The following is a 16,084-nucleotide window of genomic DNA, read 5'->3' on the forward strand; positions in this document are numbered from 1 at the left end:
CTCAGATCTCGGACCCTCCGCAGAGTTCGCTCGTTTCGCTGATTCTGACGGCGATGTCAGTAACCGTCTGTGGCAGGGCTGCCTCGAGCTTTCGCTCGAGAACGACGCTCATCACCTCTGCCGTGGGCGGGGCCGCAAGGACCACGATCGCATCGTCGTCGCCGGCCGATTCGAAGGCCTCGACCAGCGGGTCGCCTTCCTCGAGCAGAAACATGTGGTCCCACTCAGATATTACGTCAGTAATATCTCCCTTGTCGGCGATCCAGCCCTCGTTCGTCAGGTGGCCCGCGACCGTAACGGCGATCTCGTAGTTGTGTCCGTGTGGTCTGGAACACTTGCCATCGTGGTGCTGTATCCGATGTCCCGCACTGATCCGTATCGGCCGGTCGCGGCCGACGTGAAGGAGACGACGGTTTTCAGTGATCGGTCCGTCGATCGGGGTGCTATCGACGCCCCGCTCGATCGGCCGGGTACCTGCGCCCTCAGTCATACCTCGATATTACCTAGAGAGCACTTAAGAATAGGGGAACGCTTCCGTTCGGTTTCTGTTCCGGGCCACACCCGTTCTCAAAACTGGTAACGGGCCCATTAGGGCAGCGACCTGCGGCGAAACCGTCGGTTCAGTCGACGTGAGCACTCGAGTTCGCTCCCTGTCGATGAATGTCCTGTCTCTCAAGGAGGAATTTCGGTCGATAGATACCTAGAATACCTATCACATGACTGGTACCTTTGCGCGGCGAGATCCAACGAGCGGTATGTGGAACTTCGAAACGAGTGCAGACGCGCCGCTTACGTGGACTGTCAGTGAAACGCCGATTGACGGGACCGCGTACGACGTAACGGAAACGGCGAACGGAGCCTGTGCTGTCGGTGACGGGGGAACCATCGTGGGTCGAACTTGTGATGGATCATGGGGAGTCGTCGTTCCGGATGGCCCTGCTGCACGCGACGAATCGCTCCACGCGGTGGCTGCCACTGACGGCGGGCGGCGAGTGTGGTTCTGCGGTTCGGGCGGAGCAGTGGGGCATTACGACCTCACGAGCGGTAAACGGGTCGATCACTCCAGACCCGACGGAATGGATGTCACGTTTCACGCACTCGCGGTCTCCGGTGCGTACGGTGCAGAGAAACTGCTTCTCGCGGATGGAAACGGCGTCGTCCTTCCCGGGATCGTCGACGGTGAGAAACTGGAGTGGAACGCGCGGACGAACCCTGCCGATGGAACCGCCGTCTCGGCACTCGCGGCGGACGGGGATGGACGTGGATACGGCGTCGACGATAACGCGAACGTCTGGATGACTACCGAATCGGGGTGGGAGCGAATCGGCCTCGCCGATGCGGAACACAGTCTCTATGCGGCGGCTGCAACAGAGGAGACTCTCGTCGTCGGTGGCGGGAACGGACGTCTCTACGAGCGCGACGGGACCGGCGCCTGGACCCCACACTCGGTCGATGACGCCGCTATCGAGTGTCTGGACCTGAACGGACGGCTACAGTTAGTCGGCGGAGAAAGTGGACTCCTTCGCTATCGCGAGCGCGATACGTGGCACGAGACGGACTGGGACGAACCGACGACGATTCACGGCGTGCACGTCGGCTCACCGAGCGTCGCCGTCGGAGAAAACGGACTCGTTCTCGAAGGAACGGCCGAGTGACATCCTCCCCGCCGTAAACGGAGAGGGACCGTCGATCCCTCAGGCAGTCGGGCGTCGCCCGACGACGGCGGGGCTTCCCACCGCACCGCACGCGGTTGATTTGGGAACCTCGGGTTCGTACACCGACGATGTACTGGGAATGCCACGTCCCCGTTATCCCTATCCCACACGGGATTCGAGAGTATCTTGCTTGTTTTACGTCGGTATCCGACTCGTTCTCTTGGCAGGATACTCCCAATGAGTGCGGACGGAATCCCAATATTGTCCGATTGTCCCGACATGGGGGCGGATGTACCGGCACGTGGCGTATCTTTCGTTCCAATTCGATAAAAACGTAATGAGAGTACGCGATTCACGCCCGTCCCCAGAACGCTATGCGTTCTGGTGTGCGAACGAGACGCTTCGCGTCACGTCAACGCCGTAAACGGCGGGATTCTCTCTGTTTAAAGATAGATCGGCGCAGCTAGTTACATCTCTGTACTTCGGGCCGACTGACCGTCCGATGAGGTCTCTGTCTGCTCGGTGGACTGCGACCGATCCGATTGGTCTTCAGCGGTGTCGGTGCTCCCGTCACTCTGAGCCGTGTCGGAACGCGCGGTATCGGTTGGATCGTAGGACTCGCCCCGCCCGTCGAAGTTGTCCCCGTCCGGGCTCGTTCGTTCGCCACGCGGGTCGCCGCGGCGGCGTTTGAGAACGAGACCGCCTTTGCCGATCGCAACGTCCGGCGTGCCGAGTGCGACGTCCATAAGGACGCTATCGGTCGGCGTGTGCAGTTTCTCCCAGCGCTGCCCACCGTCGATACGCTGATAGAATGCGCCGCCGTCGCCGAGCGCGACCAATTGGTCCCCGTACTTATCGAAGGCGCGCAGCGACTTTTCGCCGACTCCGATCGGAGTCCAGTCCTTGTACGAGTCGTCGTATCGGTAGAGGCGGCCGTCACCAGCAGCAACGTAAACGCGTCCGTTCTCGCCCGCCCAGATATCGTAGAATTTCACTTGCGAATTGACGATGCCGATGTCCTCCCAGCCGTCGTCTTTCGTCGTTTTGAACGCGTTTCCGCTCGTGTCGACGACGTACCCGTAGCCCGTCGGTGCCGCCGCGAGGGCTGCGACTTTCGATCCCTTGTCGTTCGGTTTGCCCGTCACACCCCAGTTTACGTCGAAGCCGTGTATCGTCGCGGGCAGGATTTCGCCCGACCCGTTCGCGATGAGGAGTTTTTCGTCGCCCGTCTCCCCCGATACGGCGAGGCCTTCCCAGGTGCTCGTCTTTTCCTTGGGATACGAGTAGTCGAACTTCCGCCGCATCTCGATATCGTAGCAGCCGATCGCACCGCTCGAGCCCGCAAACCAGATTCTGCGGCCGTCGTCCGTAACGCCCAATCCGCGAAGTTGGTTGTTCCTGACGTTCGGACCGTCGTCTATTATCTCCTCCCAGCCGTCACCGCGATTCGCAACGATGACGCCACCGTCACCGATCGCATAGGGGCCAGCGGCCGTACTCACCACTTCGAAGAGATCGTACGAGAAAGGCGTTTCAACGGTCTGCCACTCCGGTTCGTCTGCATCGGGGCCAAGTTCCCACATGCATCCGATCGAAGCGGCTCAGCGGGAATAAGTAGTGTAGACGTTCCGATAGTTCGAAACAAATCGTCGATCACCGGACCAAATCGTCGATCACCGGACCAAATCGTCGATCACCGGACGACTTCTCCAGGCTTCGGACGGCTCATATCGGTCCCAATCCCCGTTCGGCAGTTGTCCAAATCTCGCTCACCCGGGTCATGGATATCTCTCGAGAAACCACGCGGTTGCCACACAGTACGCTCTCTTTCTCGCCAGCACAGTACGCTCTCTTTCTCGCTCGACGGCTGAAGACGGGACCAGAGGCGAAACTGCGTCGTCCCGAATACGCTTCTGATCCGCTTACTCCTCGAGTTGGTCTTGCAGTCTATTTTTGGCCTCGGTACGTCGCTTTCGCGAAAATCCGGGCGCATCGTCCGAAAAGTCGATTTCGATTTCGTCGAGCGTTCGTCTGTAGATGTTCGTCCGTCTACCCTCATCGGATAGTTGCCGACCCTCACAGGTTAACAATCCCGCGTCGACGAGTTCCTCGATACGGCGATAACAGGTCGCGATCGGAATTTCGATAGTTTCGCTCAATGCCTGCGCCGATTTCGGCGTTCCGGCGGCGCAGAGGATTTCCGCACTGTATTTACTCCCCAGCGCAGAGAGAACGACGGCTGAATCGACCTCGTTGTTTTCTAATCGACTCCGAGACATACATTCCTCGTTACCAATTATCAGAATTGAATCTTGTGGTTGTTTGAGTGTCAGTATATATGTCCGTTGGGTCTGAAACAGTTTCGCGAGAGGAACTCACCCGAAATCCTCGAGAGATGACGATCGATGGCGAGACGCCTTAGGGGCCACGGCTCGAACGAATCGACATGAAGGTCGCGGTCGTAACGGTCGGCAACGAACTACTCGCCGGACGAACGACGGATACCAATGCAACGTGGCTCTGCAAGCGGCTCGACGACCGCGGCGTCGTCGTCGACCGCGTGACGACGGTTCCGGATCGAATCGCCGACATCGCCCGCGTCGTGAACGAGTATCGAGCCGAGTACGATGCCGTCATCGTCACCGGCGGACTCGGTCCGACTCACGACGATCTCACTATGGACGGTGTCGCAGCAGCGCTCGGACGGTCGCTCGAGGAACACGAGGCGGCGCTCGCCTGGCTCGAGGAAGACGGCTACAGCCGAGACGATCTCGCGTCGGGGACGACTACCTTGCCGGCGGGTGCGCGAGCGCTCCACAACGAGGACGGCGTCGCCCCTGGTGCAGCGATCGAGAACGTATACATCCTTCCCGGCGTTCCGTCGGAAATGAAAACGATGTTCGAGGCGATCGCACACGAATTCGAGGGAACGCCGACGTACAGAGAGACCGTCGTCGCCGCCGAACCCGAAAGCGCGCTACTCGAGCGGATCGCCGATCTCCGCGAGGGGTTCGACGTCGCTGTTGGGTGCTATCCTGGCGAGTCGGTTCGGATCGAACTCGAGAGTGCGGACGAGGACGCCGTCGAGGCGGCGGCAACGTGGCTTCGGGAACGGGTTGAGCCACCCTGACGCGATCCCGTCGCGGTGGATCGACTCGGACCGAGTTATCTGTAAAAGTAGAGCAACCAGGCGATCGTCACAAGCAGGCTCAGGGCGAGGGCACCCCAGCCGACTACGTTCATCGGTAACTGCGTTTCCGTCGCGAGAACGGCGTCGTTCAGTGCGTACATGGTCGGCGATCGGTCCCCAACCCCCTTAGTTGTTCAGAAACGGAGTCAGTCCCTCTCGGCTCGTTAGTCGAGACGTTTTCTGGTAATTGGTCCTCTTTTCGAGCCGCGAACCCAACGAATTGCAGTACGCAACACGATATCGCTTTCCGATTGGCACTCCCACACCTCTGTATGGATTCTATCGGTGTCGTCGTGAACCCGATCGCCGGAATGGGCGGACGGGTCGGACTCAAGGGGACCGACGGGAAACTGGAGGAGGCACGACGCCGCGGTGCGGAGCCGCGAGCACCGGAGCGTGCGCGCGAGGCATTGCAGTCGCTGTACCGACGCGCTCCGGACATCACCGTCTACACTGCCGCGGGAGTAATGGGCGAGCACGCGACGAGAGACGCCGGCTACGATCCCGACGTCGTCTACGACCCGGCGGAAGCCACTACCGAGACTACCTCGACCGATCCGTCAGCCGCGGGAACGACGGCCGCTGATACCCGCGCGGCTGTCAGGGCGATGCTCGAGCAGGGTGTCGACCTCATTTTCTTCGTCGGTGGTGACGGTACCGCAGTCGATGTCGCAGCCGTGCTCGAGGGTACCGACAGCGCTGCGGAACCGAATGGCGATCCCGCCGCGTCTCGGGACGGCGAAACGCCGATGCTCGGAGTTCCGGCCGGTGTCAAGGTCTACTCGTCTGTTTTCGCCGTAACACCGGCCGATGCCGGTCGAATCGCCGCCGAATTCGATCGCGTCGAGACCCGCGAGGTCAACGACATCGACGAGGACGCCTACCGTGAGGGCGAGGTTCGCACCGAACTGCAGGCCGTCGTTCCGGTCCCCGTCGCACCGGACGTTCAGTCGGGAAAACGGGTCTCGAGCGGAAGCGTCGACGCGCTGGCGGCTGGATTCGCACGCGAGGTTGAGCCGGGGCGGACGTACGTTTTCGGGCCCGGAAGTACCGTCGGAGCGATCGAGAGCGAACTGGGAATCGAACCCTCACCGCTTGGAGTCGACGTCTGGCGAGGCGCCACCCGTGCCCGCGAGACAGGCGGCGCAAACGGAGCCGGTGAGTCGACCGTGAACGAAACCGGGAGGAGAAGTGAAGGTGGCGATACAGACGAGGCCGACGATACCATCGAGGCTGGCGATACGATCGATGCCGACGATACCATCGAGGCTGGCGATACGATCGATGCCGAACAACCCGGACGACGCGGCGACGTTCTCGCTCGCGATGCGTCGGAATCGGAGATCCTCTCAGTTCTCGCAGACCCAGTGACGATCGTCGTCTCGCCTATCGGTGGACAGGGATTCATCTTCGGACGGGGAAATCACCAGATTTCGCCGTCAGTGATCCGACAGGCCGACGAAATCGCAGTCGTCGCCGCCGAAGACAAACTCGATGATATCGATTCGCTGCGCGTCGACACGGACGACGCAGACATCGATGACCAGCTTCGGGGTTGGCTGCAGGTCCGGACGGGCCGATTCACGACTCGGCTAGCGAAAGTGATCTAAGTCGCTCCGGCCGACACAAATTGTTTAAGGAGATAAGCGTGGCAGCCGGAGAATACAACCATATAACGATGCGAAGCCATATAATGAGCATATAGTCAAGACTAAGGTCGGGTATCTCTTACGGTGGGATATGGAAACGCGGAAAGTGCAACGGCTCGGGCCGTCGACGCTCGCGATGACGCTCCCGGCAGAGTGGGCGTCCGAACACGGGGTCGAGAAAGGCGACGAAGTTTCCCTTCGGACCAGTGGTAAGGGTACGCTGACCGTAATGCCCGAATCGGCGAGTACGGAGGAAACGGAGGCGATTATTCACACGGACAACCTCGACGCAGACGCCGTAGAGCGCGCGATCGTCGCCCAGTACGTCCTCGGGCGGCGCATCATCCGTATCGAGCGAGAAGACGGTGCGCTGGAGTCGGAACACATCAATGCGGTGTACCAGGCAGAAACGCAACTGATGGGCCTGGGCGTAATCGAAGAAACCCCGGAGAGCATCTCGATTCGGTGTTCGGTCGATCCCGACGATTTCACGCTCGACAACCTGCTCGAGCGCCTCGAGCGAACCGGTCAGACGATGCGCGGGGAAGGGATCAAGGCGCTCGCCCACGGCAATCCCGACCTGGCACAGCGCGCGCTCAATCGGGAGCGGCAGGCTAACAAAATATTCGTCCTGTTGTTGCGATTGATCTTTACGGCCTACCAGAACCCCAACCTCGCACGGGCAGTCGGCCTCAACAGCGGATTCCCGCTCATCGGCTATCGATCGATCGCGAAGAATCTCGAACTGACGGCCGACAATGCCGAGGACATCGCGGAGATCGTCATCGAGACCGAAAGCCACACTCTGAACGTCGACAGCTCGGTGATGCGGAATATCCGGGAACTGAACGAACTCGTCGACGAGATTACCTCCAAGGCGGTCGAAGCGGCCGTCGAACGAGATTACAACAAGTCAAACGAGGTTCGACAGCTGTTTCACGTCATCGCTAACCGCGAGCAGGAGATTCTCGCGGAGCTTCCGGAGATGGAAAACGAAGATCTCCTCCGAATTCGTGAGGTCCTCGTCAGTCTCCAGCAGACTGCCCAGTATGCGATGCGAAACGCCGAAATTTCGGCCAATCTCGCGCTCAACGAAGAGTCCGAACACACGACGATTAAGTGATCGTCACACTGCAATCCGATCCGCGATCGAATCACTGTCTCCGTTCGATTCGCCCGGCGCTCGAGCGTCGAGAGCAGTCGCTCGCCGCTCCTCTCGGAATGGGTGAAGTTAAGAGACCCCACACGAAACGCCCGAACATGGCTACGCAAACGGAGTCGACGGACAAAGGCGTTGGACTTACACTCGCGCTGAGCGCACTCGCTGTGATCGGTGCACTCGTGATGTTAACTGGCGCACCTGACGTGACAGCTGCCTGGGGATTCGCCGCTGCAGTTCTCTTTAGTTCGCTGGCAGTCGTTGGCGTTCACCTCTACTGGGACTAACGACGACCTCGTGATTAGCGACACCCGATGTCGATCGCACTGATCGCATCAATCGCAGTGGTTCCAGAGCCAGCGGATTGTGACGGCCGTTAAAAGTTAAGACCGCTGACCACCTAGGACCCATACGGACGATGACCGACTACTCCGATGAAGAACGGCGAATACTCTCGTATCTCCGCGAGAGCGCCGCCCGCGGCGAGCAGTACTTCCGCGCGAAAAACATCGCGGACGCGATTGGACTCTCGTCGAAACAGGTTGGCGCACGACTGCCACACCTTGCGGAGAAGACTGACGAAGTCGATATCGAGAAGTGGGGCCGTGCCCGATCGACGACCTGGCGAGTCACGATCAGCTAACGCAAGCCTCGTACAATCCCGCATTCGGCTGAGAGCGAGTCCCAGAATCCGATTGGCGTCGATCGAGTCGACGGTCCTCGCCGGTCCACGGATTTTTTATCCACCAGTCGCTCACGTACGGGCATGACTGTCCGCGTCGACCGGTCGTTCGAAGTTTCGGCGGCACCGGAGCGCGTCTGGAAGTTCATCGCCGATCCAGCAAACAGAGCCCGATCCATCAGTGTCGTCGAAGAGTATTCCGTAGACGACCCCGACGGCAAGCGCGTCACTTGGCACGTCGAACTCCCTATCCCCCTCGTTCGGAAAACGATCCGCGTAAACACGGAGGATGTCACGCGAACGCCGCCCGAATACGTCAAATTCGTCGGCAAATCGAAAGTGATGCAGGTCACCGGCGAACACGAGATTATCGACACTGACGGCGGCACCCGTCTCGAGAACCGCTTCGTCGTCGACGGCAAACTCCCGGGCGTGGAGACGTTTTTCGAACGAAATCTGGATTCGGAACTCGAGAACCTCCGGCGTGCACTAGAACGTGACCTGCAGACGACACGGTAACGGTGCTCGAAGAACACGAATGGAGTATGACAACCGACACGTCTGTCGAGTTCGACGACGCCGATGACGCCGACGCAGGTGGCGAAGTGCTGACGCTTGCGCTCGCACAGCTACGCGTCGAAGCAGGAGAGGTCGAACGAAACGTCGATCGGGCGCTTACGGCCGTGTCGCGAGCCGCCGACCGCGGAGCGGATCTGGTCGCGTTACCGGAACTGTTCAACGTGGGCTATTTCGCGTTCGACCTCTACGAGCGCTATGCGGAACCGTTCGCGGGGGAGACGTTTACCCGCCTTCGAGAGGCGGCAGCAGACCACGGAATCGCCGTTCTCGCGGGGAGTATCGTCGAGGATCTGGCGGCCACGGAATCCGTCGAGACGCCGGCACCTGAGGGGCTTTCGAACACCGCTGCACTGTTCGACGCAGACGGCGAACTCGGGCTCGTCTACCGCAAACACCACCTGTTCGGTTACGATTCCGCGGAATCAGACCTACTCGTCCACGGCGAGTCACTCGAGACGACGGTTATCGGCGGCCTGACCGTCGGTGTCACGACCTGTTACGATCTCCGATTCCCGGAACTCTACCGTCGACTGGTCGACGACGGCGTCGAGTTGATTCTCGTTCCGAGCGCGTGGCCGTATCCCCGAATCGAACACTGGCAAACGCTCTCGAGAGCCAGGGCGATCGAAAACCAGAGCTACGTGGCGACGATCAACGGCACTGGCGAGTTCGACGACGCCACGCTCCTCGGACGCTCGAGCGTCTACGACCCCTGGGGGATCTCACTCGCCTCGAGCGGCGACGATCCAGCGCTATTCACCGCCGAAATCGACCCGCGGACAGTCGCCGACGTCCGCGAGGAGTTTCCAGCACTGCGAGACCGTCGACTTTGAGAGGCTCCGATCGTCACTGTCACCGAATTCGAATCCCCCTGCACGTTGTATCTCTTCTATCGACCGCTGACTTTTTGTTTCGGTACCCCATTGGAATAGATGCCGGGATGGACGCTTTTCACGTCAAAACCGGCAGCGCGTCGCTCCGGCCCGTCGACGCTCGGTTCCCGGGACCGAGCGATCACGTCCGCACTCGACTCCTCGCCTCGTCCACCTTTCGCTGTTCCTCGGACGGTTGCGTACAAACCCTCGAGTAGCCCGCATCGATGACCTGGGTCTCCACCCAGCGAGCCGGACTGTCCGTCGGTGGATCTTAAAATGGGAAGCTCCCGTAGCGGAGATAGACCATATCGAGAATCAAGAGCAACTGGAACAATCCTTGAACGCCGCCGAGCATCGCGTTCTGTTGTCCGATCGCGGAAATAACCGACGGGTCGGGACGGGCCGATCGCATCTCCCTGTATATCCTCAGCTCGCCGGGTAACAGAAATCCGAATCCCTGCACGGATAGGATCGTCACGATGGCGAGCGCGACAGCGACCGTGGGTTCGGTCATTTCGAATTCGCCGATCGTCAGGGCGACCCAGGCCAGCGATCCGACCGTTGCGAGGCCGAACGGTACCTGCCAGCGCAGGTCGTCCCAGACGTTCAACCGCCAACCGAACAACAAGAGGATCGGAACGAGATTCACGGCAGTAAACAGCGCCAGCCACGACTCTGCGTGAGGGAACATGCCGATACGCTGGGCCAGCGTGATTCCGCCGGCGATCGTAACGAACGCAAGCGACGGAAGGAGAAACGTGGTTTTTGGCGTAAGCCGTTGGAACACCGCCGAACTCTCCTCCTCGTCGAGACCCCCGATCACCGGCCCGAGGACGGCGCCGATGAAAATATCGATTCCCGTCCAGAGAACTCCCGCCATAACGTGGACGTAGGTGTGTTGTTGAACCGATGCCACCGTCATCGCATATCCGAGTGCGGCGAGTGGCAGTATGATGACGGCCACCGCAAACGCAGGATTCGCGCGCTCTCCCATACCCCTTATCGTACCGCGAACTGACGCAGTCGACATACGCGCTACCTTCTGCCAATTCATCTTAAATTCTGGTTCCTGAGCAACAGCTACCGGTATAGCAGGCGTTTCTGGAACACCAATGACAGATCCGTCCAGCCCGACCGAGTCGACGCGCAGTTTCTTGACCCAGAACGTGGGAACCCATCGGGAAACGGACGTCGATCGCACCGAACGCGATACTGGTGTACGGAACTCGAGCGGTTACCGATCCCGGTCGACTGTTTCGCCAGGGCGGGTCATCGCGCCGGGGCCGAGTTTTAGCCCCGGTGAGAGACTCGAGTTAATCCCCGTTTTGACCTCGTCGCCGGCGACGACGCCAAACTTTCGTCGCCCCGTCGAGACGCGGTCGCCCTTAACTGTGAACTTGACGTCGGCGTCGTCGTGGCGGAGATTCGCCACGTTCGTCCCCGCCCCGAAGTTCACGTCCTGACCGAGAACGCTGTCACCGACGTACGAGAGGTGACTGACCGACGTTCCACGCGAGATGACGCTATTTTTGATCTCGACCGAGTGGCCGATTTCCGCGTTCCGGCCGACCATCGTCGACCCGCGAACGTAGGCGTTGGGCCCCACCGTCGCGCCCGCTCTGATGAGCACCGGCCCCTCGATCACCACGCCGGGTCGAACCGTCGCGCCCGCTTCGACGACGACGGGACCCTCAAGTGTCGCAGCCTCGCTCACATCGCCGTCTATCCGGCGATCGAGGTCGCCGACCTTCCACTCGTTGGCCTCGAGCAGTTCCCAGGGTCGGCCGACGTCGAGCCAGCGCTCGAGGGTGACGGCTGTGACGTCGTGCTCGTCGATCACCTGCGCGACGACGTCGGTAATTTCGCGTTCGCCGCGCTCGCTTGCGGGGACCTCGAGCCACTCGCGGGCTTCGGCGGGGAACGCGTACGCCCCGGCGTTGGCGAGGTTCGTCGGCGGGTCATCGGGCTTCTCGACGATTCCCGTCACTCGAGTATCCATCTCGCCGTCGGTACTCAACACGCCGTAATTGCTCGGTTCGTCGACTTCGATCGCACAGATAGCCGGACACGCGTCGAACAGTCGATCGACCGCGTCCGGATCGTATAGATTGTCGCCGTTCAGAACCGCAAATGGACCCTCGAGGTGGTCGCGGGCCGAATTGACGGCGTCGGCCGTGCCGGCTTGCACCTCCTGGACGGCATACGTGACGGGGACGCCCCGATACTCGACGCCGAAGTAATCTCGGACGGTTTCGGCTTCGTACCCGATTACCAGAACGATTTCGTCGGCGCCAGCGTCGATCGCTGCGTCAACCGTGTGGGCTGAGAGCGGTCGGTCGGCGACCGGGAGCATCGGTTTTGGAACTGATTCCGACAACGGTCGCATGCGTGTTCCCTGACCCGCGGCGAGAACGACTGCCTTCATGTTGGTCTTCTATTCGACGAATCGTCGGATAAGCGATTCGTTCGCGAATGCGCACTGAAACTCGATCGCTCGGCTACATTTCGCGCCTCATCGACTACGGTTCGGCCGATTCGGCGAGCCGGACGAGACGGCGGGAACGATCCGCTGCGTTTGCGGGTCCAGTATCCTCGATGTATCAGAGTCGTCCAGTGACGAATCGTCGCTTGCGATCACGTTCGGGGGCCTCGATGTTCGTCTATTTCGGTCTCGTTCGGGCTCGGAACTAGAGCGCAACCGTTGCTTTGTGCTCGAGCACGGTGTTACGAGTGATCCGTACCACTGCATCCATTCCGCGATAACTCCGATGTGATTAGACTACTATTGTTATTACATCAATTTAACTTTCAAAGGAAATAAATGGGTCTGTTACCATTTGGAGACGTATGTCGAAGTACGATCGGCGCGATGTCCTGAAGACAACAGGTGCGACGCTCATCGCAGGTGGAGTGGTGACGACGGGTGGTGCCATCGGGGCTGACGAAGGGGCCTCCGACTCGCAGCCATCACCCGAGGACGACGTTCTCGAAGGGCTCTGGACCTATGATTCGTATGGGTCAGTGAGCTTCGTCGATGGCAGTGTCTATCTATCCTATCACGAAGCGGTAGGTGAAGAGGGATCCATGAGAGAAGAGGGTATGATCGCTCTCGACGTCGCGGACGGGTCGATCCAGTGGCGAAACGAAACGGCCGAAAATCCGAAAGTGGTCGACGATATGATCTACGGGTGGGCGATCGGACGGAACGGCCAGCTCGTCGCCCTCGATAGAGCTGACGGAAGTATTCGGTGGCGAACCGACCTCGAGACCGACAGTCACAGTGTCAATCTGTTAACCGTGGCGGAAGATACAGCCTTTGTTAGAGCGGGTTCGACACTGTACGGGCTGGAAACCGCCGACGGATCGGTCCGGTGGAAAGTCGATTTCGACACCGGTACTGTCGGGCACTCCGCCCCCGTGTACGCGGGGGCCATCTACCTGAACGTCGACGGCCTGCTGTATGCGGTGGAGGTCGACGACGGGTCAATCAGGTGGCAAAAGGAGGCATATCAGGCGAGGGAATTCGAGTACGCACCGATCGCTGCCAACGGTCACATCTACGCCGCGTCTGGTGGACCGGCTCACGCGTTCGATCCGAAGACCGGCGAAGAACTGTGGAATATATTTCACGATACGTCGATCACGATCGAAGTGAGTTCGAACGCCATCGCGATGAAGGACGAATACTCCATCAGGATCTATGATCTCGAGACCCAGGAGCGAATCACGAAGGTCCCCAACCGTGATCCGTTCGTTCTCGGGGACGAAATCGCCATTGTCCCCGACGAGAAAACGGGAGGGGGTGTTGCGATCGACCTCGAGAACGCCACGGAACTGTGGCAAACACCGACACTGAGGTCCAAACAGGGATTCGTCGGTGAGGCAATCTATTACACAACGGGCGCTGGGAGTTGGGAGCGTCCCATCACAATCGGGGCACTAGATAAACGGGACGGGACGACACTGTGGGAGTACGAATATTCCTCTCACGGCCAACATGTCCGGATAGAGGACGTCAAAAACGGAATTATTCTGCTTCGACAGTCGAATTCGATAACTGCATTTCGGATAACGGCGGACGAAAAAGGAGGCGAGGATGGCGACTGCGACTGCGAGGACGAATCCGACGACCAGTCCGGATCAGCGCCGGACGAGTCTGGCGATACTGGCGACACCGACGGTGACCAGCACGATTCCAGTGCACCCGCCGAGACAGATGGAACCGGTGATGCGGATACCGCTGACAACGGCACCGCCGACAACGGCTCAGACGGTGTCGCTCCCCCGGGCGATGAAGCCGGAACCGGGGACACCGCCGACGGCGATTCCAACGAACCCAGCAAGCCGACTGGGGACGCCGCCGACTCCGGCGACGGATCCGATGGCTCGGCCGGCACCACGAACGACTCCGAAGAGGGATCGAACGCGGCCGAAAAAACGCCCGGCTTTGGCACCCTTAGCGGTCTCGTCGGCACTATCGGCGGCGCGGCTTTCGCCGCTCGTCGGCTCGTCTCGAGTCCTGACGAACCGGCTGAGAACGATTAACGGCGAGCGATCCGACGGCGGTGGGTGATTCCGGCAGTACTCACAGCAGACAGCGCCGGACGGGTACACCCTGTTCGGACGATCGCCACATCGCAATCACCATCGACGACGGTGGCCGATTCGATGGTCGGGGCAGTTACCCATCACTCTTCGGAGGTGGTGATGTCGGACGATAGCCCCTGAGCCATCTCGATATCCTCCGCGTTGTTGATCGTCCAGGCTGTTCGTTCTGTGACGGCCTCGATGGCTTCTCGAGCACTGGGATAGCCGTTCCCGGATTTTTTGACACCGCCGAAGGGGAGCTGGACCTCCGCGCCGATACACGGCAAGTTCGCGTACGCGAGCCCCACTTCGGCGTGGTCTCGGAAATAGTTGATCTGGCGATAGTCTTCGGAGATGATCGCGCCGGCCAGTCCGTACGGAGTGTCGTTGTGGATTTCGACCGCGTCCTCGATATCGCCCGAGTACTCGAGCAACGCGACGTGGGGACCGAAACACTCCTCGTTCAGACACCGCAGGTCGGGATCGTAGTCGATTTCGTAGACGAACGGGCCGACCCAGTGGCCGTTCCCGAAGCTGCCGCCTCGCTCACCATCGACGGCGGTCGCCGCCGCCTCCTCCTGATCGTCCGGTATCTCGTCGTCTGCGAGTTCGAATCGGTCGACCAGCACGGTCGCACCCTCCTCGCGAGCGAGTTCGTTGTACTGGTGGATTTTTTCGACGTGGTCGGCCTCGATAGCCGGCCCCATGAACGTGTCTTCGTCGAGGGGATCGCCGACGGCGATACTTTCGGCGATATCGACAAACCGTTCTTTGAACTCCTCGTAGACGTCTTCGTGGACGATCAATCGTTCGCTCGAGACGCACCGTTGGCCGGTGGTCTTGAACGAGGACATGATCGCCGAGTGAACGGCGGTGTCCAGGTCTGCGTGTTCGGTGATAACGATCCCGTTCTTGCCGCCCATTTCGCACGCTGCGAGCTTTCCGGGTTCGCCGCCGACCGTACCAGCGATTTCGTGGCCGACTTCTGCAGATCCGGTAAAGAGGACGGTGTCCACTCGAGGGTCGTCGGTGATGGCCGCGCCGGCGTCGCCGAAGCCCTGCACCATGTTGAAGACGCCCTCTGGCACGCCGGCGTCGTGCATCATTTCGGCGATTATCTCTCCACACCAGGGAGTCTGTTCGGCGGGCTTCCAGACGACCGTGTTGCCCTCGACCAGCGCGATAGCCATGTGCCAGAACGGAATCGCGACCGGGAAGTTCCAGGGAGTTATGCAGCCGACGACGCCCCGCGGTTTGCGCCGCATGGAGGAGTCCTTGCCCGCGACTTCCGAGGGAACGACGTCGCCGTGAGGATGGCGCGCGTTTCCAGCGGCCCATTCGACCATGTGCCAGGCCTCGGTCACGTCGGCTTTCCCCTCCGAAATTTCTTTGCCACACTCCATCGAGACGATCTCTCCGAGTTCCTCGTGGCGATCCCGGAGCTCGTGGTAGATGTCCCACAGATACTCCGCTCGGTCGATGTACGAGAGGTCGCGCCACTCCTCGAAGGCCGATTCCGCCGCCTCGAGGGCAGCGTCTACGTCCGCGTCGGTCCCGCGCTGGAATGTCGCCAGCGTCTCGCCGGTGGCGGGGTTCTCGCTCTCGAAGGTGTCCCCACTGCCGTCAGTCCACTCGCCGCGGATGTAGTGGCCGTATACCTGTTCGGTGAGTTGCTGGCTCATAGTAGAATGAACGATGGGCACGGTGA

16 protein-coding genes are annotated in these 16,084 nt (G+C 60.4%); 9 read left to right on the forward strand and 7 right to left on the reverse strand.

From position 1 onward, the window contains the following. Position 1 precedes the first annotated feature (1 nt). Positions 2-490: a 6-pyruvoyl trahydropterin synthase family protein gene (locus tag HYG82_RS21455; protein ID WP_179259196.1), complete on the reverse strand. Its 489-nt coding sequence runs from the start codon at positions 488-490 to the stop codon at positions 2-4. Positions 491-755: 265 nt separating this feature from the next. Here HYG82_RS21455 and HYG82_RS21460 point away from each other — a divergent pair, with 265 nt between their 5' ends. Continuing rightward, positions 756-1,655, forward strand: coding sequence for a beta propeller repeat protein (locus tag HYG82_RS21460; protein ID WP_179259197.1), 900 nt, complete (start codon positions 756-758; stop codon positions 1,653-1,655). A gap of 467 nt (positions 1,656-2,122) precedes the next feature. Here the strand turns inward: HYG82_RS21460 and HYG82_RS21465 are convergent, their stop codons facing one another. Together HYG82_RS21465 and HYG82_RS21470 are read right to left on the reverse strand one after the other, a co-directional pair. Further along, positions 2,123-3,238 (reverse strand): beta propeller repeat protein, encoded by a 1,116-nt coding sequence (locus tag HYG82_RS21465; RefSeq protein WP_179259198.1) that lies wholly within the window; start codon positions 3,236-3,238, stop codon positions 2,123-2,125. Between the two features lie 339 nt (positions 3,239-3,577). Then, positions 3,578-3,934 carry a winged helix-turn-helix domain-containing protein gene (locus HYG82_RS21470; RefSeq protein WP_179259199.1) on the reverse strand — a complete coding sequence of 119 codons (357 nt, stop codon included), beginning with the start codon at positions 3,932-3,934 and terminating at the stop codon, positions 3,578-3,580. Between the two features lie 167 nt (positions 3,935-4,101). On the opposite strand from HYG82_RS21470, the gene HYG82_RS21475 reads away from it, so the two are divergent. After that, entirely contained in the window at positions 4,102-4,785 is a 684-nt protein-coding gene (locus HYG82_RS21475; protein WP_179259200.1) for a competence/damage-inducible protein A, read from the forward strand. 35 nt (positions 4,786-4,820) lie between these two features. On the opposite strand, the gene HYG82_RS44220 is transcribed toward HYG82_RS21475, so the two are convergent. After that, the gene (locus HYG82_RS44220; protein WP_284145016.1) at positions 4,821-4,946 is read right to left on the reverse strand and encodes a hypothetical protein; all 126 of its coding nucleotides are present in this window, start codon (positions 4,944-4,946) and stop codon (positions 4,821-4,823) included. A gap of 171 nt (positions 4,947-5,117) precedes the next feature. On the opposite strand from HYG82_RS44220, the gene HYG82_RS21480 reads away from it, so the two are divergent. The 6 genes from HYG82_RS21480 to HYG82_RS21505 all read left to right on the forward strand — a co-directional run bounded on the left by HYG82_RS21480 (position 5,118) and on the right by HYG82_RS21505 (position 9,747). Beyond that, complete coding sequence (locus HYG82_RS21480) at positions 5,118-6,455, forward strand: ATP-NAD kinase family protein (protein WP_179259201.1); 1,338 nt, start codon at positions 5,118-5,120, stop codon at positions 6,453-6,455. A gap of 130 nt (positions 6,456-6,585) precedes the next feature. Then, positions 6,586-7,617: a phosphate signaling complex PhoU family protein gene (locus HYG82_RS21485; protein WP_179259202.1), complete on the forward strand. Its 1,032-nt coding sequence runs from the start codon at positions 6,586-6,588 to the stop codon at positions 7,615-7,617. A gap of 137 nt (positions 7,618-7,754) precedes the next feature. Next, complete coding sequence (locus HYG82_RS21490) at positions 7,755-7,940, forward strand: DUF7525 family protein (protein WP_179259203.1); 186 nt, start codon at positions 7,755-7,757, stop codon at positions 7,938-7,940. A gap of 131 nt (positions 7,941-8,071) precedes the next feature. After that, on the forward strand, positions 8,072-8,296 hold the full coding sequence (locus tag HYG82_RS21495) for a DUF7123 family protein (protein WP_179259204.1): 225 nt from the start codon (positions 8,072-8,074) through the stop codon (positions 8,294-8,296). A 123-nt stretch (positions 8,297-8,419) separates the two neighbouring features. Beyond that, complete coding sequence (locus tag HYG82_RS21500; RefSeq protein WP_179259205.1) at positions 8,420-8,854, forward strand: SRPBCC family protein; 435 nt, start codon at positions 8,420-8,422, stop codon at positions 8,852-8,854. 26 nt (positions 8,855-8,880) lie between these two features. Then, positions 8,881-9,747 (forward strand): carbon-nitrogen family hydrolase, encoded by an 867-nt coding sequence (locus tag HYG82_RS21505; protein ID WP_179259206.1) that lies wholly within the window; start codon positions 8,881-8,883, stop codon positions 9,745-9,747. Positions 9,748-10,060: 313 nt separating this feature from the next. On the opposite strand, the gene HYG82_RS21510 is transcribed toward HYG82_RS21505, so the two are convergent. Further along, on the reverse strand, positions 10,061-10,783 hold the full coding sequence (locus HYG82_RS21510) for a hypothetical protein (protein ID WP_179264288.1): 723 nt from the start codon (positions 10,781-10,783) through the stop codon (positions 10,061-10,063). A gap of 240 nt (positions 10,784-11,023) precedes the next feature. Further along, entirely contained in the window at positions 11,024-12,214 is a 1,191-nt protein-coding gene (gene glmU, locus HYG82_RS21515) for a bifunctional sugar-1-phosphate nucleotidylyltransferase/acetyltransferase (protein ID WP_179259207.1), read from the reverse strand. A gap of 422 nt (positions 12,215-12,636) precedes the next feature. Here glmU and HYG82_RS21520 point away from each other — a divergent pair, with 422 nt between their 5' ends. Next, complete coding sequence (locus HYG82_RS21520) at positions 12,637-14,334, forward strand: PQQ-binding-like beta-propeller repeat protein (RefSeq protein ID WP_179259208.1); 1,698 nt, start codon at positions 12,637-12,639, stop codon at positions 14,332-14,334. A 143-nt stretch (positions 14,335-14,477) separates the two neighbouring features. Here HYG82_RS21520 and HYG82_RS21525 read toward each other — a convergent pair whose 3' ends face one another. Beyond that, positions 14,478-16,058, reverse strand: coding sequence for an aldehyde dehydrogenase family protein (locus HYG82_RS21525; protein ID WP_179259209.1), 1,581 nt, complete (start codon positions 16,056-16,058; stop codon positions 14,478-14,480). Between the last annotated feature and the right edge of the window lie 26 nt (positions 16,059-16,084).

Origin of the sequence: Natrinema halophilum, assembly GCF_013402815.2 — an archaeon.
Lineage (GTDB): Archaea > Halobacteriota > Halobacteria > Halobacteriales > Natrialbaceae > Natrinema > Natrinema halophilum.